The organism is Enterobacter soli ATCC BAA-2102, assembly GCF_001654845.1.
Taxonomy (GTDB): Bacteria; Pseudomonadota; Gammaproteobacteria; order Enterobacterales; family Enterobacteriaceae; genus Enterobacter; species Enterobacter soli.
In genome coordinates this window covers 1-17,876 of the sequence record NZ_LXES01000049.1, presented here as the reverse complement: position 1 = coordinate 17,876, position 17,876 = coordinate 1, and the positions used below count along the sequence as shown (strand labels likewise).

Annotated in this window: 25 protein-coding genes and 2 pseudogenes; 24 read left to right on the top strand and 3 right to left on the bottom strand. The window is 51.4% G+C overall.

Annotated elements, in window-relative coordinates; translation table 11 throughout:
• The first annotated feature begins 1 nt into the window (after position 1).
• From M987_RS19695 to M987_RS19650, 9 genes are all read left to right on the top strand, one after another.
• Entirely contained in the window at positions 2-577 is a 576-nt protein-coding gene (locus tag M987_RS19695; protein ID WP_014070824.1) for a winged helix-turn-helix domain-containing protein, read from the top strand.
• Positions 574-870 (top strand): DUF4406 domain-containing protein, encoded by a 297-nt coding sequence (locus tag M987_RS19690; RefSeq protein WP_014070823.1) that lies wholly within the window; start codon positions 574-576, stop codon positions 868-870. Before M987_RS19695 ends, M987_RS19690 begins: the two co-directional genes overlap by 4 nt.
• Positions 867-1,178, top strand: a complete 312-nt coding sequence (locus M987_RS19685) for a hypothetical protein (protein ID WP_014070822.1) — start codon at positions 867-869, stop codon at positions 1,176-1,178. Before M987_RS19690 ends, M987_RS19685 begins: the two co-directional genes overlap by 4 nt.
• A gap of 2 nt (positions 1,179-1,180) precedes the next feature.
• The gene (locus tag M987_RS19680; protein WP_014070821.1) at positions 1,181-1,522 is read left to right on the top strand and encodes a hypothetical protein; all 342 of its coding nucleotides are present in this window, start codon (positions 1,181-1,183) and stop codon (positions 1,520-1,522) included.
• A complete protein-coding gene (locus M987_RS25090) occupies positions 1,519-1,872 on the top strand; it encodes a hypothetical protein (RefSeq protein ID WP_014070820.1) in 354 nt (117 codons plus the stop codon). The genes M987_RS19680 and M987_RS25090 overlap by 4 nt, the downstream gene beginning before the upstream one ends.
• Before the next feature lie 431 nt (positions 1,873-2,303).
• Positions 2,304-2,759: a recombination protein NinB gene (locus tag M987_RS19665; protein ID WP_014070818.1), complete on the top strand. Its 456-nt coding sequence runs from the start codon at positions 2,304-2,306 to the stop codon at positions 2,757-2,759.
• A complete protein-coding gene (locus tag M987_RS19660; protein WP_014070817.1) occupies positions 2,752-2,922 on the top strand; it encodes a NinE family protein in 171 nt (56 codons plus the stop codon). Before M987_RS19665 ends, M987_RS19660 begins: the two co-directional genes overlap by 8 nt.
• Positions 2,915-3,526 (top strand): recombination protein NinG, encoded by a 612-nt coding sequence (locus M987_RS19655; RefSeq protein WP_014070816.1) that lies wholly within the window; start codon positions 2,915-2,917, stop codon positions 3,524-3,526. The genes M987_RS19660 and M987_RS19655 overlap by 8 nt, the downstream gene beginning before the upstream one ends.
• Positions 3,527-3,637: 111 nt before the next feature.
• Positions 3,638-4,453: an antitermination protein gene (locus M987_RS19650; protein ID WP_014070814.1), complete on the top strand. Its 816-nt coding sequence runs from the start codon at positions 3,638-3,640 to the stop codon at positions 4,451-4,453.
• A gap of 222 nt (positions 4,454-4,675) precedes the next feature.
• Here M987_RS19650 and M987_RS19645 read toward each other — a convergent pair whose 3' ends face one another.
• Positions 4,676-5,011, bottom strand: a complete 336-nt coding sequence (locus M987_RS19645) for a hypothetical protein (protein ID WP_014070813.1) — start codon at positions 5,009-5,011, stop codon at positions 4,676-4,678.
• A 208-nt stretch (positions 5,012-5,219) separates the two neighbouring features.
• Here M987_RS19645 and M987_RS25085 point away from each other — a divergent pair.
• The 7 genes and pseudogenes from M987_RS25085 (at position 5,220) to M987_RS19615 (ending at position 9,571) form a co-directional block, all read left to right on the top strand.
• Positions 5,220-5,531: pseudogene (locus M987_RS25085) on the top strand (hypothetical protein).
• A 1,011-nt stretch (positions 5,532-6,542) separates the two neighbouring features.
• Positions 6,543-6,884, top strand: coding sequence for a phage holin, lambda family (locus M987_RS19640; protein ID WP_014070812.1), 342 nt, complete (start codon positions 6,543-6,545; stop codon positions 6,882-6,884).
• Positions 6,868-7,311 (top strand): lysozyme, encoded by a 444-nt coding sequence (locus M987_RS19635; RefSeq protein ID WP_088201865.1) that lies wholly within the window; start codon positions 6,868-6,870, stop codon positions 7,309-7,311. The genes M987_RS19640 and M987_RS19635 overlap by 17 nt, the downstream gene beginning before the upstream one ends.
• Complete coding sequence (locus M987_RS19630) at positions 7,308-7,829, top strand: DUF2514 domain-containing protein (RefSeq protein WP_041162086.1); 522 nt, start codon at positions 7,308-7,310, stop codon at positions 7,827-7,829. The genes M987_RS19635 and M987_RS19630 overlap by 4 nt, the downstream gene beginning before the upstream one ends.
• 254 nt (positions 7,830-8,083) lie before the next feature.
• Positions 8,084-8,308: a hypothetical protein gene (locus M987_RS19625; protein WP_014070809.1), complete on the top strand. Its 225-nt coding sequence runs from the start codon at positions 8,084-8,086 to the stop codon at positions 8,306-8,308.
• 465 nt (positions 8,309-8,773) lie between these two features.
• Positions 8,774-9,223 carry a hypothetical protein gene (locus M987_RS19620; RefSeq protein WP_014070808.1) on the top strand — a complete coding sequence of 150 codons (450 nt, stop codon included), beginning with the start codon at positions 8,774-8,776 and terminating at the stop codon, positions 9,221-9,223.
• 129 nt (positions 9,224-9,352) lie between these two features.
• Positions 9,353-9,571, top strand: a complete 219-nt coding sequence (locus M987_RS19615) for a hypothetical protein (RefSeq protein WP_014070807.1) — start codon at positions 9,353-9,355, stop codon at positions 9,569-9,571.
• A gap of 157 nt (positions 9,572-9,728) precedes the next feature.
• Here M987_RS19615 and M987_RS19610 read toward each other — a convergent pair whose 3' ends face one another.
• Positions 9,729-9,935 carry a hypothetical protein gene (locus tag M987_RS19610; RefSeq protein ID WP_014070806.1) on the bottom strand — a complete coding sequence of 69 codons (207 nt, stop codon included), beginning with the start codon at positions 9,933-9,935 and terminating at the stop codon, positions 9,729-9,731.
• A gap of 29 nt (positions 9,936-9,964) precedes the next feature.
• Between M987_RS19610 and M987_RS19605 the strand changes: the two genes are divergently transcribed.
• Genes M987_RS19605 through M987_RS19590 form a run of 4 tightly spaced genes read left to right on the top strand, consistent with a single transcriptional unit; the run spans position 9,965 to position 14,368 of the window.
• Positions 9,965-10,480, top strand: coding sequence for a terminase small subunit (locus tag M987_RS19605; protein ID WP_014070805.1), 516 nt, complete (start codon positions 9,965-9,967; stop codon positions 10,478-10,480).
• On the top strand, positions 10,480-11,952 hold the full coding sequence (locus M987_RS19600; protein ID WP_014070804.1) for a terminase large subunit: 1,473 nt from the start codon (positions 10,480-10,482) through the stop codon (positions 11,950-11,952). Before M987_RS19605 ends, M987_RS19600 begins: the two co-directional genes overlap by 1 nt.
• A gap of 12 nt (positions 11,953-11,964) precedes the next feature.
• Positions 11,965-13,434, top strand: a complete 1,470-nt coding sequence (locus M987_RS19595; protein ID WP_014070803.1) for a DUF1073 domain-containing protein — start codon at positions 11,965-11,967, stop codon at positions 13,432-13,434.
• Positions 13,361-14,368 carry a phage minor head protein gene (locus M987_RS19590; protein ID WP_064555895.1) on the top strand — a complete coding sequence of 336 codons (1,008 nt, stop codon included), beginning with the start codon at positions 13,361-13,363 and terminating at the stop codon, positions 14,366-14,368. The genes M987_RS19595 and M987_RS19590 overlap by 74 nt, the downstream gene beginning before the upstream one ends.
• Here M987_RS19590 and M987_RS19585 read toward each other — a convergent pair whose 3' ends face one another.
• Entirely contained in the window at positions 14,369-14,713 is a 345-nt protein-coding gene (locus M987_RS19585) for a Rap1a/Tai family immunity protein (RefSeq protein ID WP_014070801.1), read from the bottom strand.
• Between the two features lie 23 nt (positions 14,714-14,736).
• Here M987_RS19585 and M987_RS19580 point away from each other — a divergent pair, with 23 nt between their 5' ends.
• The 4 genes and pseudogenes from M987_RS19580 to M987_RS19565 form a co-directional block, all read left to right on the top strand.
• The gene (locus tag M987_RS19580) at positions 14,737-16,107 is read left to right on the top strand and encodes a hypothetical protein (RefSeq protein WP_014070800.1); all 1,371 of its coding nucleotides are present in this window, start codon (positions 14,737-14,739) and stop codon (positions 16,105-16,107) included.
• Positions 16,107-16,568, top strand: coding sequence for a hypothetical protein (locus M987_RS19575; protein WP_014070799.1), 462 nt, complete (start codon positions 16,107-16,109; stop codon positions 16,566-16,568). Before M987_RS19580 ends, M987_RS19575 begins: the two co-directional genes overlap by 1 nt.
• Complete coding sequence (locus M987_RS19570) at positions 16,565-17,620, top strand: major capsid protein (protein ID WP_014070798.1); 1,056 nt, start codon at positions 16,565-16,567, stop codon at positions 17,618-17,620. The genes M987_RS19575 and M987_RS19570 overlap by 4 nt, the downstream gene beginning before the upstream one ends.
• 32 nt (positions 17,621-17,652) lie before the next feature.
• Positions 17,653-17,876: pseudogene (locus M987_RS19565) on the top strand (hypothetical protein); the annotation flags it as partial.

Here is a 17,876-nt window from a genome sequence, read left to right as displayed (position 1 = left end):
GATGGACAGCTTAAAGCAACGCATCGTTGATTACGTGGCCGCTAACCAGCCTGTTAAGCGCGCTGACCTTATCGTGGTGATTGGCATTAGTGGTAAGGGGTTGGATCGGGAAATCGCAGCACTGCGTGGTCTGGAGATGATTTTCAGCATGGCGGGCTTCGGCTACTTCACCAGTAAAGCGTCTTATCAGGAATGGATTCAGGGTGCTGGCGCAAATTACCTGAAGGACCGGGCTATCAAAGGCGGCTACCGCAGCGTAGAGGCTCGCAGGCAAAGCGAGAACAGCTACCCGGCGCGCATCATGTCGGTATTGAGTGATGGCAGTAAGTTGGGGGCCTCCCAAATCGCTGAGGCCATGGGTGCCACCTATCGAAGCATATCCAGCGTTATTTCGGTGATGGTTAACGCTGGCGAGCTGAAGTTTGAAGGACAAAAAGGCCATCGCGTTTATTCGCTCTCGAATCCGAAAAAGAAAGCCGGCCGCCGCGCTGAGTCGGTAAACGTGATCTGCCAGGAATGCCGCAACAGTCCAGCAATGAAGCGAGTTTTGATGGTTTGGGGGAGGGTAGGGATATGAAAATTTACATCGCAGGACCAATGACTGGCTACAAAGATTTCAACCGACCTGCATTTAAGGCATTTGCGCTGAAGTTAAGTCTGGATGGGAATGTTGTTCTCAACCCTGCCGTGTTACCTGACGGTCTGGAGCAACGCGAATACATGGATATCTGCTGCGCAATGATCCGCTGCGCAGAAGCTATTTTCATGCTTAAAGGCTGGGAGAGCTCAGAGGGTGCAGTTGCTGAACATGCGCTGGCCCGGAAGATAGGCCTTGAAATAATCACCGAATGCCAAGGAGCCGCCCAATGAGCAACATCGACAAACATGCTGAACTGCGGAAAGAACTTTCAAATCCGGCAATCGGTAGTAACGCACACTTGCGTAAGTTAGCGCTGGCGCTGCTGGATGAACTGGACTCCGCAGAGAAGCGGATTGTTGAGCTGACTGAAGCGCTAAGGCAGTCAGTTATTGGATATAAATCATGCCTGCATATGGGTCATGACCGCATTCTTGATCTTGGTGGTGACTGTGACGCGCCGGAAGTGATGATTGCTGGAAACCCTGACATTCAGCAGGCTGAGAAGTTGCTAGCCGCTGTCACAGCTAAAGGAGAGTGAGCATGGAAAAGCCACTGAATAAACGTGAGCGAGAGTTTTTAAAGCCAGCCATAGTTTATCGTTGGAAAATTGAAATATCGCCATACCGAAAAACAGCGCTTTGGGATGGTGACTCTCTTTTCCCTGTCAAAGTGGGTGCAATGGCTGAAGACCTGATAAAGCGCGGTTTTCTGGAACGTGTTTCTATGGGATTTGGTCGAGACATTATCAGAGCAACCAAAAAGGCAGAAGACCTACATTGTTACCGCTGCCATTACGGAAAAGCGATTAACGAAAATGGCCAGCCGGGCAAGGACTGCCCGCATTGCGATGGTGGTGTGATTGTGAAGAGGGCTAACCCATGAGCACAATTACCAGAGAATTCACCAAAGAGCAGTTACAGCAAATTATCGAAACTGATCACGTTCAATGCGGTGAGGCTTCGGCGCTGGCACGTATCGCGATGGCATCGCCAGAATGCCACGCACGCCCTGTTCATCCGAGAATTACCAGTGAGGAGTTGGACGATGATACGTTAGACCAGCTGATAGATTTTCGTCGTAGCACTTTCGAATATCACTCGCAGCAGGACAACAAGGTTCAAACCATTATTCATGGCGTAACATTGACGGCCATGCTCGAGCTTAAAGAGCGCCGCGCCGCCATGCTCCAGGGTGCCGAACCTGTAACGACGGCTATAAGTTGCACTAAATAGATTGCGAGAAACCAACGCAATGAAAGATAATTGTTTTAATGTAGTCTTAACCGGTGAAATTATGTTTAAGCTAATTAACTTTGCGATTCGCCTTGCAGCATTAATGTCCGTGGTGTCACTAATTTCTATGGTAGTAGGCTGGCAAAACAGGGACTTAATAGCAATTTCGATAGACCTAATCATGATCATAATATGGCTGAGCCATGAGTTTGATATGAAGAAAAAAAATAGAATCTGAAATGACTTGTCCATTTGATTTTACATAATCATCCCGCCATAATCATGTCATCGGAGCCTGAACAACTCCGGTGACTTCTTCGCATTTGATGGGGACATTAAATGCGACCACAATCTGAACGTCTCACCTTGTCACAGATGCAGAAATGCACCTGCGATTTTCTGCATTCAGCGTTACCTCTCGGAGGTGGCGTATGAAGCAGCACTACTGCATCGTTAACGACACCGTTAAACACAACCTCATCGAATTCATCCGCTCGTTGCCAGTAAACCCTCGCGCGCCGATGGTGGTCGAGGCCCGGGAAGAAACCCGCACCGACAAGCAGAACCGCTTGATGTGGCCGCTGCTGAAAGACCTGTCTGACCAGGTGGTCTGGCACGGCGAAAAACTGACCCGGGAGGAGTGGAAAGACCTCATCACCGTTCTGGTGAATCAGACCCAGACCCAGGACCAGGAGCAGAAATCCGCGCCGGGCATCAACGGCGGCCGTGTGTATTTCGGCGTCCGCACATCCAAATCCAGCAAGCGCTACATGGTTGATGTCATCGAGGCAATTTACTGGTTCGGCACCGACCGCGGCGTGAAGTTCTCTGAGGCATCCAGTAAACGCATAGCCTGGGCGCAAGAGTGGAGGGCTTCCCGTGGGTAATCCTCTCGCACGTGTCATCACAAACGAAATCTTCCGCGTTCCGGCGCGCCGCCAGCGTAAGCCCGCGGTTAAGCCGTCCGACATCCCTACCCTGAAGGACTACACCGCCCGCCTGGTGGATCAGAAATGGCTACGTCTCTCGGCGCGGAGGACGCATGGCTAAGTTACCGCGCCGTAAGTGTGCCCATAAAGCTTGTCGTCAGTGGTTCCACCCGGTTCGCGACGGGCAGGTTGTTTGCAGCTTCGAGTGCGCCAGCGCGGTAGGCAAAGAACAGACCGCAAAAGCCCGTGAAGCCGCTAAGCAGAAGGAAGTACAGCGCCAGCGCACTGAAGAGAAAGCAGGTCGCCAACGCCGCGCTGCACGTCGTAATGATCTGAAGCCAATCCGTCACTGGGTGCAGATGACTCAGCGGGCTTTCAACGACTGGCGTCGCAAAATGCTTCTGGCCGCCGGGTATGGCTGCATATCTTGCAGAACCAAAAATGCCTTTGCATGGCACGCCGGACATTACCGCACCACGGCCGCCGCTCCACAACTCCGCTTCAATCCCGATAATTTGTGGCTTCAATGCTCCGCCTGCAATGTTTACAAATCCGGGAACATCGAGGCATACCGCGCAGCGCTGGTCGAACTGATCGGCGAAGAGCGAGTGCTGGCGCTGGAATCCAACAACGAAACCCACCGATACACTCGTGAAGAGCTGGACGGCATCCGCGCCAAGGCCAGAGCAGACCTTCGCGCGCTGAAACAGCGGGAGGCCGCATGAACCATAACGACTTTCTCCGGTATCAGGCCGAAAGCGTTAAGCGCGTCAGCCTGCCGCCAGTAGCCAAGCACACCCAAACAAGCAGACCAAACAGCCAGAGAGGGCAGCAGCATGAATCTTGAAAACACAGTGAAATACCACTTCGCTAAATCCACGCTGATTAGCGACTCTCCGCGCGCTACTGCGTCAGACTCATTAACCGGTACTGATATCATGGCTGCAATAGGTATGACACAGGAGCGAGCTGCAATGGGGTACAGTGCGTTCCTCGGAAAGATGGGCATTAGCCAGAATGACCGGGAGAGGGCGATCGAACTTCTGGCTGAATACGCCCTGACCAAATGCGATAAGGTGGCTGCGCTCCGCAAGCTGGGTTCCTCGGCTAAACCGCTGGTGATGTACCAGTTGGCTACCTTCGCTTTTGAAGATTACTCGCGCAGCGCCGCCAGCACGAAAAAGTGTGATTGTTGCGATGGGAATGGGTTCATTGAGGCTGATGTGTTTACAATGAAATCGCACTACACCATGAAGCTCCCGCAGTGGGCAAAAGACCTTAAGCAATCGCCGGGCGATTTCGAGGTCAAGCGGCAGGTGAAAGAGTTGGCTCGGATACTGTGCTCAGCCTGTAAGGGTAAGAAGGTGGTCAGCTGCGCCTGCAATGACTGTCACGGGCGCGGGAAAGCGGTGAATAAGGCGCTCACTGAGAAGCAGGGTGTACCGGTTCTGTCCGATTGCAAGCGCTGCAGTGGTCGCGGGTATGAACGCATTCCATCAACAGAAGCCTATGCAGCTGTTTGCCAGATAACAGATGCGATAAGTGTTGCCACCTGGGAGAAGTCTGTTAAATGCTTCTACGATCAGTTGATCACGAAGTTCGATATTGAAGAGGCATGGGCTGAATCACAGCTGAGAGCAATAACTCGATAGCGACATAAATAATCGTTCTCTATTTTATTGTGAGCTATTTACATTTCCGGAATCTGTGTTAAATTCATCTCTAAAGATGGGCTTTGTATGTCCACGGTTAGAAATAAAATATAAAAAACCTCGCTACGGCGGGGTTTTGTCGTTTCTGGAGGCTGGGAATGTGAAAGGTAAATGGGTCGACCGCAGATTGCAGTTCCGGTATGAGTAATTTTTTAACACAGGCTACCCTTTGTCATTGCGGTTATCGGAATCTCTATCCGGAGGTACCCGGTCTGTCTCATAATCATTTGTGGAGAAACAGCGGGCAGGGGCGGAATTCGATGGTTTGTCTTCGTCGTCGATAGTGGCTATTTTGCATACTTCACCATTTGCCGTATTAAATAGCAGAACCTCAGTCACATCTCCTTGGGCATTTTTCTTTTTTTCTATTAGCTGCCATGTTCCTGCTTGATTTCCGAATTTATCATGCTGCTCGTTAGGAATTGGTGGGGGAGACGATGTCGCATCATCACACCCGGAGAGCCATAACAAGGCAAGCACTGGAACAATTTTTTTCATGTGATTAAACCTGCTTTGATTGAGTTCATCGGTGAGACGTTTTATCCCCATGAAAGTTCACTATTGAATCATTCTACTTTTCAAAGGCATCAGCCCAGGGCCATTTTTACACATGAGCCGTCAGAGGGGCGCTCACTCAGTGTGTTGTCGTAAATCCATCAGGCGGTCATTCCCTTTACACACAACACCCCGAACCCGGAGGTGTGGAATGCAATGTATGAACCCAACAAATGGACACGACCTGCCGTACTGGTGGTCGGCTGCTTTAGGGGGGGTTAGCCTACAGGATTACGTATTTATTATCGGTGTCCTGGTATCGGCGCTTTTCACGATAAAAACCTATTAGGCAAAACGTAAAGAAAAGCGTGAGCGTATGGCTGAAGAAAGGAAAAGAACCCAGCTGCTGGCGAACTACTTATCAGATGTAGGTAAAAAACCACACTCCGATCGTCCGGCTACCGCCGAGGTGGTGACGGAGGCTATGCGGAGAATTTCCAGTGGCACAGTTGAAACTGAGTAAGAAAAGCAGGGCGTGCCGGTTCTGGCGGACTGTAAGCGCTGCGGTGGGATCTTGTTGTTTCTAAGGGCTGCCTACGGGCGGCCTTTTTTGTTTCCCCTCGTTCTGAGAGGACTCACGGCAATTAGAGGGGGCTAAACATTCATCTCGGTTGCCGTTGCGCAATGCAAAAAAAACGGGGAATGACATCGCATTCCCCGCTCAACGGTTTTCACGTTTTATCTGTCTGTGGCTGTGAAAACCAGCGGCAGGAATCTAGTTCCTTACAATTGAAATTACAATCTCAAAAGTTAAAAAAATTAATTAATAAAGTTAAAAAATATCAACCCCTGTCGTTTGGTAGATTGACGATATTTATGAATCACAGCTAAATTGCTCTCGTGGTGAATCCCCCTATGCGGCGGGGCGTACAGTCAAAGTTTCTCTGATGAGAATCGTAAACGAGATCGCGGACTTCGTGACTGGAGAGTCCACCGGGAGGCACCCGTCGCCACTTAACTATAACAATTCCTGTTGTGAATACACTTCGGCCTGTTTACCCGGACGGGCGTCTTTTTTGGTCAGCCTCCTGTTAAATTGCCATTGACTCAGATTATGAATCAAACATAGATTATGAATGTGGTGAATCCTTTCTAAGCGAAAGGGCGTTCCAGTCGACTGTTATTTGCAGGTATGCGCGCGATTTTACTGACATGGGGTAGAGTCACCGGGAGGCACCCGGCACCACAAAGTATAAATATTAATAATGCTTTCCACCCCTTGAGAGCCTGCCATAAACAGCAGGTTTTTTTTTGCCCTAATTTTCCAATTGCCGCTATGCTTTAGTCGTGAGTCGACTCTACCTGTCTAATGGTTCTCCTGAACCAATAGTGAATCTGCCGATACAGTACCACTCTGGATAGTCAGTCGTTCTTGCTCCTACCTTAATTGATAGTCTAACCATTTAGCCCGCCCTTAAACGCGGGCTTTTTTTATTCCTTCACACAGCACCCGCAAGCAGCGAGGTGAGAGACGATGAAAATGCATAACGATCCCCACTCCTGGACGGAGTTTATCGAACTGCTCCACAGCTGGTGGCGCGGTGAAACACCGATGGGTGCCGTATTGCTATCGGTGGTCATGGCTGCCATGAGAATTGCTTACGGCGGTGGTGGCTGGAAGAAAATGCTTCTTGAAGGAGCCATATGTGGAGCTCTGACTCTTACAGCTGTATCAGCTCTTGATTACTTTAACCTTCCGCAGTCTCTGTCGATTGCTATCGGCGGCGCGCTCGGGTTTGTTGGCGTAGAGCAGGTTAAAGCTGTAGCAGGCAGGGTGTTTAGTTCTCGATTCGGAGGCGGTGATGCAAACCAGTGAAAAAGGGATTGCCCTGATCAAAGAATTCGAAGGTTGCAAGCTCACTGCTTACCAGGACAGCGTCGGCATCTGGACGATCGGCTATGGCTGGACTCAGCCTGTGGATGGGAAAACAATCCGCGGCGGAATGACCATTAAGCAGGAGACGGCAGAACGCCTGCTGAAGACCGGCCTGGTAAGCTATGAAAGTGATGTTTCTCGCCTGGTTAAAGTCGGGCTGACTCAGGGGCAATTCGATGCCCTGGTGTCGTTCACGTATAATCTCGGCTCTCGCTCATTGTCGACTTCGACACTGCTGCGGAAACTCAACGCCGGTGATTACGCTGGTGCTGCTGAAGAGTTCCTGCGCTGGAATAAGTCAGGCGGAAAAGTTATGCCGGGGCTCACGAATCGCCGCAAGGCTGAGCGTGATGTGTTCCTGTCATGATGGGCATCCTGGAGAAACACTGGAAACTACTGGCGCTGATGTTGCTGGTGTCAGTTGCATTCATCGCCGGTAGCGTATGGAGCAGCCGAGGTTGGGAAAAAAAGTGGTCGGAACGTGATAGCGCGGAATTATCGCAAACAGCGAATGCGCAGACCGTAGCCCGCATGATTGAACAAGGGCGCGTAATCGCCCGCGAAGAGGCTGTAAAAGATGTACAAGCACAAGCTGTTAAATCTGCTGCCACTGCTGCTGGCTTGTCTGCCACTGTTAGCCAGCTGCGCACCGAAGCAACAAAACTTGCCGCCCGCCTGGACGCCGCAAAGCACACCGCAGATCTTGCCGCTACCGTCAGAAGCAAAACAGCCGGAGCCTACACAGCAATGCTCGCCGACATGCTCGGAAGTCTTACAGAAGAAGCTAGATATTATGCTGAACGATCTGACGAAAGCTACCGGGCTGGAATGACGTGTGAGCGTATCTATGACTCGGTGAGACATTCGAGTAGCCAGAATCGTTAGATAGCGTATCTATATAATTCTGATTATTTTAAATGGTGCCAAATCGATTGCATCGATATGCAACTCAATAAAAAACCCCTAAGGAGAAATCCGCGCAGGGGTGCTGGATAATCAGCTAATGATTAGATACATAACAAAATTTAACCGATGGTTTTTAGGTTAAAATGCTGTTTTATATTTTTCATGTTGCTTTTTAACTTACTCTAAACCGAAGCCTCGCAATAGCGGGGCTTTTTTCTAACTGAGGATTACCAATGACCGTACGTGCTAAATTTTTCTGCCAATCAATTCAGAAGGCAGAAGATGATTCATATCGAACCATCCACATGAGCCCAGTGACCGCTGACACCGAGGAAAACAAGTCGTGGTCAAAGTACACGCCTGGCGGTCAGTTAACGATGCATGTGTCCAACCCGGCAGCTTTCGAACAGTTCGAGCAGGGCAAAGAATACTTCATCGATATTCAGCCGGTGCAGTAACCATTACAAAGCTCATCTGCTGGTGGGCTTGATAATGATTATAAACTTAAGCATTTGAATCAATCAGCTGATTATCTTGCACAATTGGATTTCTTCCTGCTCGTTGATCCTGGCGTACTCGCTGATTTGTTTAATAAGTGACTCTTTGTTATTAGACATTAAGGATGAAACGTAGCAACCAGTTCTCCATTCGAAAACGCTTACAAAAAACAAGGGCGCTGTTTTTGAGTACTGATAATGTATTGAGAGGTCATTGCAAATTCTTTTCTTTTCCATAGGGTAATTTTCTACTTAATGCAAATTATCGGCATTTATAATGCTTCATTGGTTTGAGAGAAATGAACACTTCACTTTGGGTAAAGTGATACTTAATTACTGCTAAAAATAGTAGGATTAATCTTAGGTTATTGTTGTTTTTGGCACAATATGAATAATAAATTCGACTAAACACAACGATAACAAACGATGAAAATTCAATCTATTGCAATCGCTTTGCTGGTGGCGATATCGTCACCTTCATACTCAGCATTTCAGGAAAGGGAATACAATACCTGGTATCAGAAAGATGCTGTGCTTTACGACATTACGCAGACCTCAGAGGGATTGCCGGTCATGATAAGCATCTCGCAACCAGGACGGGGATCAGCCAATATGCTCGTATCCTATATGTCCGATGGTAGTTGTGAGGATAAGAAGGATTTTCTTAATGTGAACGGGAAGGATGTTCCTGCAACTTACAGCTGTGTATCAGTCGGGGTAAACAGGATTGAGCACTTTGCAATTAATGATGCCGAAAAGGTCAATGAGATGGTTAACCACCTCAAGTCTGATTTCACTTTGTTGCTTCAGAACGATATCAAAGTCTGGGCAGCAAACGTAAAGACACCGAAGTACGGCATAGCGCCAAGATTTTAAATCGCCATATTTAACCGCCTGCGGGCGGTTTTTTATTGCCATCACCATGAGTAGACTCATTGTAATGGCAATATCCTTTATAAGGGATAAATACTTGAATATCCCTTCAAGCGGATACAGAGGCTCTCAATGTCCGACATCTACCAAATCACGCTAACCACCCTGACTGGCGAAACCTTCACGGGCAAGATGTCACGACGTCAGCCAGAGCTTGTTAACGGCTTTGTGCCGCTGGCGACCGAGACGGGAGAGTGGCTGTATTTCGCTCCGGCCGATGTGAAGCGCGTGCAGTTCACGCCAGTCCCAGCAGAGCAGACCGAACAGCCAGCAGAACAATCAACGGAGTAACGAATGGCAGGTCTAACAATTAAGCAAGAGGCTTCCTTTCTGGCACACATCGAAACGGGTAATGCTTGTTAAGTTATCTGATGAATTTTCATTTACATTCAAAAGACTAGCATCAGGCGCTTTTACGATGCGCCTGATGATATCTTCTCGATGAAAATTATCTGCGCCGGAAGATTCGTCCAAGGGCAGCGGCGCTTGCAGCAGCAATTTCGGAGTCAACTTTATTTGTTAACTCAAGAAGGCGACTGATCACCTCGCGCGAAGTAGGACCCCCTTCACCAAGGGCATAAATCGCGCTCACAGCAACTTTATTATCTGTTTTCCTGGTTAATTCAATTAGTCGAGTAACTACAGCGTTTTCCATAAGAATCTCCATTTATTTTGGGAAAAAATATGGCACTCACCGACAAGCAAGAAATGTTCTGTCGCGAGTACCTCATCGATTTAAACGCCACGCAAGCGGCTATTCGGGCGGGGTACAGCGTCAGAACTGCGAACCGTACTGCGTCCGAAAACCTGTCAAAACCTGACATCCAGACCAGAATTGCCGAACTCAAAGCGCAACGCAATGATCTGGTTGGTATAAATGCGACATACGTCCTGAATCGTCTCGTTGAGATTGACCAGATGGATGTGCTCGACATCCTGACATCGACCGGTGAGCTGAAGCCGGTTTCTCAGTGGCCGAAGGTCTGGAGGACAACGCTATCCGGGCTGGATGTTGTTGAGATGTCATCTGAGGGAAACACCGCCGCGCTGCTCAAGAAAATAAAGTGGCCTGACAAGGTTAAGAACCTTGAGCTTATTGGTAAGCACATCGACGTCCAGGCATTCCGTGAGCAGGTGAAAACTGAGCATGTCGTTGAATCAATTTCTGAACTGATGGATTCACTGTCTCAGGGGGCTTAATGAAACCTGAGCACCTCAAACTGCTGTCCGACAAAGACTGGCGGCTGAACAATCTCTACTGGATCACCAACAAAGAGGGAAAGCCAACTCGCTTCAGGATGACGCCTGAGCAGCGGGAATACTTCGAGGGGATCCACACACGTAACATCATCCTGAAAGCTCGTCAGCTCGGTTTCACCACTGAGGTATGCATAATCCAGCTCGACGCTGCCCTGTTCGAGTCAGCAAAGTGCGCGTTGATTGCCCACACGTTGAATGACGCGAAGCGCCTGTTCCGCGAAAAAGTGAAGTACGCTTACGACAAGCTCCCAGCAGAGATCAAGGCGGCCAACCCGGCGAGCAATGATTCGTCTGGTGAACTCGTCTTTAAGAAGGGCGGATCGCTATACGTCAGCACGTCATTTCGTGGCGGTACTCTGCGTTACCTTCACGTTTCTGAGTTCGGAAAGATATGCGCCAAGTATCCTGACAAAGCCCGGGAAATCGTCACCGGTGCGTTTGAGGCGGTATCGACCGGATGCTTCGCTACTATTGAAAGCACGGCAGAGGGCCGGGCGGGTTACTTCTTTGATTACTGCCAGACGGCAGAGAAAGCGCTGTTACAGGGGAAGCCTTTATCCGCGCTGGACTGGAAGTTTTTCTTCTTCTCCTGGTGGAAGAATCCACTGTACGCAATTGATCCGGTAGAGCCGCTACCGCAGCGCCTGGTTGATTACTTCGCAGAAATGGAAGCGAAGCACGGCGTAGTGGTTAACGAACGCCAGAAAGCCTGGTACTACGCCAAAGAGAAAACTCTCGGCGACGACATGAAGCGCGAATACCCGACCATTCCGGCCGAGGCATTCCAGCAGTCGGTCGAGGGAGCGTACTACGCCAAACAGTTCCGCTGGCTCTACACCAACAAGCGGATCGGCCAAATCCCGGATAACTCGCACCTCCCGGTTCACACGTTCTGGGATATCGGCGTGGGCGACTCCACAGCTATCTGGTTCGTTCGCGAGGTCGGCAATGAGTTCCACATCATCGACTACTACGAAAACTCCGGTGAAGGCCTGAGGCACTACATGAAGGTGCTGAAGGATAGGGGCTATGAGTACGGCGAGCACTGGGGACCGCACGACATCGAAAACCGCGAGTTTGCTGCTGATGCTAAGTCACGCAAAGAGCTGGCGCGCGAAGGTTACGAGATTGACGGCCAGATGTATTCAATGAGCTTCCGCGTTGTGCCTAAGGCCGGGATCGACACTGGCATTGAGTCGGTCCGTGAAATCCTCAAGTCCTGCGTATTCGATGAAGAGAAGTGTGCTGTTGGCATCTCTCACCTCGAAGGATACCGCAAGGAGTGGGATGACAAGCGCGGCTGCTGGAAAGATAAACCGCTTCATGACTTCACCTCACACGGCGCTGACAGCTTCCGTTATTTCGCAGTAGCGAAGAACAACCGCAAGCAGGTCGGCACAGTATTCTTCTAAGGAGCATCGCTAGTGAGCGAACAAGATAACGGCCTTCAACTGGCTGTGAACAGCCTCGCCACTGAAATGAGGCGAGCGAATTACCTGAATGCCATCGGCATCGGCGGCGGAAACACGAAGCGCCCGACGCTTTACCAGGAGTTTGGCTACCCGCGCACTATCACTTTCAACGACTTCTACAACATGTACCGCCGCAACGCCGCTGGCTTCGCTGTGGTGCATCGCCTGCTGGATGGCTGCTGGCAAGACTATCCGGTCATAGTTGACGGCGATGAAGCGCAGGAGGCGGAGAAAACAAACGCCTGGGAAAAGAAAGTCACCAAGTTCATGAGGAAGCTGTGGCCGAAGGTGAAGGATGCCGACCGTCGCAATATGGTCGGGCGATACTCCGCACTTCTGCTCCAGGTGAAAGACAATCGGAACTGGGATCAGGAAGTTGACACTGCTTTAGTTAAACGTCTCGGCGAGTCGGCGCTGGTAAAACTTATCCCGGTGTGGGAGCCGCAGTTAACCGTTGCCGAATGGGATAACGACCGTCAGTCTGAAACGTTCGGTCAGCCGAAGATGTTCAACTTCAACGAGCAGCCGGTCGGTGATGAACCTTTCGTCGGTCCGATGCGCGGAGAACCGGTACACCCGAGCCGCGTTATCCTGTTCTGCGAAGGTTCTGAAGACGACAACGTGCTATCCGGCATCCCGCTACTGGAAGCAGGCTACAACAAGGGCCTTGACCTTGAGAAGGTTTCTGGAGGTGGTGCCGAAGGATTCCTGAAGAACGCCAGCCGCCAGATTGCGGTTGAGTTCAGCAAAGAAACCGACATGGCTACGCTGGCAGACCAGGCTAAAAAGGCTGGTTATGCCGATCTCGGCGAGGCGATGGGCGACAAGGTCAATAAGCTGAACCGCGGTACTGACGCGGCAGCTGTCATGCAAGCCGGGCAAATGCACGTTCTCAGTGTTACGCCTGGCGACCCTGGCCCGACCTGGGAGGTCACCGCGAACGAGTTGGCCGCCTCCGTGCAAATCCCGTTCACCATCCTGTTCGGTCAGCAGACCGGGCGACTGGCGAGCGACGAGGATAAAACAGACTGGGCTATCCGCCGCAATACGCGTCGTAATGGCTTCATGACTGACCGCATCACCGCGCTGTTAGAACGATTCTGGACGTTAGGCATCATTGACCCACCAACTAAAGGCGAGGTCACCATTTCGTGGAGCGACCTGCTGGCGCCCGGCGAGAAAGAGAAGATCGAGAACGCATCTAAACTGGCCGACATCGTGCAGAAAACCACTGGCTTCTATGGCGGTGAGCCGCCTGTTACAGCTAATGAGCTGCGCGAGATTGTTGGGCTTGACCCGCTGCCGGAACCAAAAGAACCGCCTAACCCGGACGATAAGGTGACAATTGATGATCCACTGGCCGATGACACCCGAACAGACGGCAAAGGTGGGCCTGCCGATAGTTCCTCGCAGCAAGGTTGACCCGACGCGATCGGCAAAGCAGGTCACCGCAATGTTCCGTGATATCGAAGGCCGGTATCTCGGCATCAAGCGCGCGCTGAAAGCACTGTTCGAGCAGCGCATGACCGGTCGGGAGCGTGAGGTTAACAGCCACAACTGGCACTTCCTCTGCCACGACAACGGCGAGGATATGAGGCTCTACCAGGTCAACGCCGGCAAGTTCATCTACGACATGTCGGCGCAGGAGCTGGCAGACCTGCTGGAAGCGGTGCAGAGCATTCTGGATGATTACCTGCTGGAAGGTGGCGAGCAAAATCTCTGGGCGATGGATTACGTCGTCGCAGAGGCGCAGCGCGGCACGCTGGAGGCCTTCAATAACCTCTCGCAGCAGTCGCAGGTATACGCCAGCCAGACAACGTTACAGCAGCTTTTAAGCAGCCCCGGTCATCTTAATCAGGTGGCGGCGGCAAGGCTGACAACGTTCAGTGACTGGAAGGTAATCAGTGACTCTGCCCGTGGTGACCTGACCAATATCATCACCGATGCGGTAGCGCGCGGCGTGAATCCTCGCGAGACGGCCAGCGTCATCAGCAAGCGCCTCGATGTGTCGATGTCGAAGGCAAAGACCATCGCTCAGACTGAGCAGGTCGGCGCGCTACGACAGGCGCAATGGAATGAAACGGACTGGGCGGCCGACAGGCTGGGGCTTAATACCGGCCTGCTGTGGCTGTCAGCGCTCAAGCCAACGACGCGTACCTGGCATGCCAGCCGTCACGGCAAGGTCTACACCACCGAAGAGGTGCGCGACTTCTACGCCGAGAACGGCAACCGGTACAACTGCTATTGCAGCCAGATTCCGGTGCTGCTCAACGACGACGGCAGCATTTTCAATGAAGGGCTGGCGGATAAGCTGGCGAAGGAACGTAAGCAATGGACAATGAAGGAGTCCGCTTAATCATTTTTTACATGGATAGCGGTAGCTCATGTAAAGCATGATTATTGAGCTTGCCGGCTTATCCCTAAAGCTTGGATTGCTCCTTAGATAACCACCGACCATGTCAGCGATCTGGCCTCTGGTAATATTGTCATCAGTACATGCAACGGTACCTTCCATGGCATCCCATACCCCAGTAACGTAGCCCAAATATTCGTTTGCATCACGAAAGTCTTTATCGCTGGCAGATGATTGCTCTGCACGCAAAGAGGCTTTGTATAGCTCATATAAATCGTTGCCGGACATGAATCCAGCGTGAACAGGGGCTGTGATTGTAAACGCTAAAGCCAATAACCATTTTTTCATTTTATTAATCCAAAGGGTTAAACATGAACCTTACCAGTATTCATGTTAAATCCCTCGCCATCAACGCCTCAAACATCTCAACGACCACCATCAACGGCCAGGAACACTACGTCATTCGTGGTGCAGTCCCGATCGTCGATGACATCGTGATGAATGGCGGCCTGTACCCGGCGGAGGAGATTAACAACAGCTACCTGACGATGGAGCGCAAGTTGATGCCGCTGGGTCACCCGATGGTGAACGGCAAATACGTCAGCGCCAACGACCCGCAGGCGGTTAACGATTATTACGCCGGGGCATGGGCTCAGAACGTCAGCAAGGCCAACGATAAGGTCGTGATGGACGTTTACGTCAATAAGGCCGTGGCTGAGACAAAACCCGACGGCAAACGCCTCATTCAGCGCCTGGACGACATGATTACCGGCAATAACGCCGATCCGATTCATGTCTCCACCGGCCTGCTGCTGAACAAAGAGCAAAAAACCGGTGAGTCGAAACAGAAGAAATACTCCTGGGTCGCTCACAACATGCAGTTTGACCACATCGCGATCCTGCTCGATGAGCCAGGCGCCGGAACCCCGGATGAAGGCGTCGGCATGTTCGTCAACGCTGACGGGCAAGAGGCTGATGTTGAATCGACGAGCCTCATTGATGCCGCTAACAGCATGAAAGATGGCTGGTGGAACAAAGTGAAGTTCTACATCAGCAACGCGTCAGAGATGTCTTTCGACGACATCTACCAGGCGCTGCGCATGTCAATCAAGCAGGATGACAAAAAGTGGCGGTACGTCGTCAGCGTCTGGCCTGACCGTTTCGTTTACGAAGAGGATGGCGAGAACGCCAAGCCAAAGCTCTTTGACCAGAAGTACCTCATCTCTGACAAGGTCGTAACGCTTGTCGGCGATCCAGTAGAAGTCGTGCGCAAACCAACTGAGTACGAAGTCAAAACCAACGGAGAAGAAAACCCGATGAAAGAGAAGATGATCGCCGCGCTCAATGCCGCAGGCGTAACAACCGATGGGCTGACCGACGATCAGGTCTGGGATGCCTACAACCAGCAGATGCAAAAGAAAGCCGGTGGCAGCGACCCTGGTCTGGCGCAGATTAACTCTGATGTGATTACTGCTGCTGTTAATGCTGCGCTCACCCCTCTGAACGAAAAGCTGAGCAAGCTGGAAACTCAGCTGCAGGCGAACGCTGAAAGCGACCTGAAAACCAAGCGTGATGCGGTGAAAGCGAAATTTTCGTTCATGACCGAAACAGCGATCAACTCGCTGACTGGCGAAGCGCTGAACGACATGTACTCGCAGTGCCAGACTAGCACCGGTCTGAACCCTGCATTCCAGGGGAATGGCGCTCAGAGTGAAATCCTTAACATGGAGGCACCTGAATAATGGCTCTCGCACCTCGTTTCCATACCGTAATCGCGGGCCCGGCCCGTAAGAATGACCCGCAGGTCATTGAAGCAATCATGGCGGCGGCCGTGAAACCCGGCTCACTGGTGATGCTCGACAGCACCGGGAAACTGGCTGTTCACAATGTCGCTGGTGGCGCAGGCGTGGCTCTGGCTCTTCAGCACAACTATATCGGCGGCGGTGACATTCGCGACGCGGTACCTGCCGGTGATACCGGCGCGGCCATCATGTGCGAAGACGATGTGGATTACCACATGCTGGTCAAAGCAGGCGAAGTGTTGCTGGAAAACGAAGGCCTGATTTCTGCTGGCGACGGCACTCTCTCTAAATCAGCCACACCAGCAACAGACAAAGTACTCTTCTTCTCACGCGAAAAAATCACCGTTGGCGCTGAAGCTCAGCTCGTGAAAGTTCGCAAATCAGGGAAAGCAACCGCATGAGCATGATCGTATTCAATAAAAAGCTTATCACCGAGCACAACCAGGTGAAGCAGGCGTGGAATCAGCTGCTGATGCAGCGTGAATCCTTCAACATCAACCAGAACACCATTTCCGCCCGGTACGGCGGCGCGCTGGAAGTTAACCAGGCAGCGCTGATCTCCAAAGACTACTGGCGCGAAGTGGACAACATCACCACCCGAGTATTCCGTAATGACGAAGGCAACGGCCTGCTGGATGATCTGCTAGGTCTCGGTACGCCGATCTCTATCGGCAAGACAGCGGCGCTGTACCGCGTTTCCAGTGACGCTGGAAAGGTTCATCGCTCACTGACGGGCCACGTGCCGGAAGAGCTGGATAAAGTCATCTACGACGAAGCTGGTGACCCCATCCCTATCTTCAACACCGGCTACGGTCGAGAATGGCGTGAGTGGAACGGCATGCAGTCCGAAAACCTTGATGCAATGGCAGATGACCAGGAAGCGCATGTTGCTGCAATTCGCGCAGATATGGCCGACTACATGCTTTCCGGTGATGCGAAAGTGAAGGTGAAAGGCTATCATGGCGCTGGTATTACCAACCATGCAAACACCAACCAGGTGGATCTGGGTGCATCCGGTCTGAATATCGACCTGACCACCTCGACGCCTGATCAATCAGTGGCCTTCTTCACCGGTCCGTTTGCTAAGCTGCTGGATGATAACTACGTGCAGGAGAAGGTTAAAGTTTGGGTGTCTCCGGACATCATGCGAAACCTTAATCGACCTTATTCTAACGCTGCCGGCTTTAAAGAAGGCACCGTGCTGGAATACATCATGCGCTATGGTCGCATTGAGTCTATTAACCAGACCTTCAAACTGACCGGTAACCACTTTGTCTCGTACGTGCGTAACCCGCAGTACATCAAGACACGAATCGCCGCGCCGGTTGGTACCTTCATGATCCCGCGTCAAAACCCGTTCGACAACTACAACTCCCTGGTCTGGAGTGCTGTCGGTCTGCAGATTAAGCGCGATTTCAACGGTCGTTCTAAAGTGTTCAACGCACAGGGTTAAGGGGCTTCGGCCCCTTTTCTTTAGGAGAGAGCATGAAAAAGTTAAAAGTCGAGAAGACTGGCTGCTGGGGAGCGATTAACGGCGTATTCCAGCAACTGCCGGTTGGTCATGAGTTTGTTGCGGTTGATGTGCCGCCAGCTTTCGCTGGGCGCGTTTCAGTGGTTGGCGAAGTTGACGAGCAGGAGCTTGAAGTCGCCACACCTGGCGCCGACGATAAACCTGCAGAGCAGGCAGAGCAGGCAGAGCAGGCAGAGCA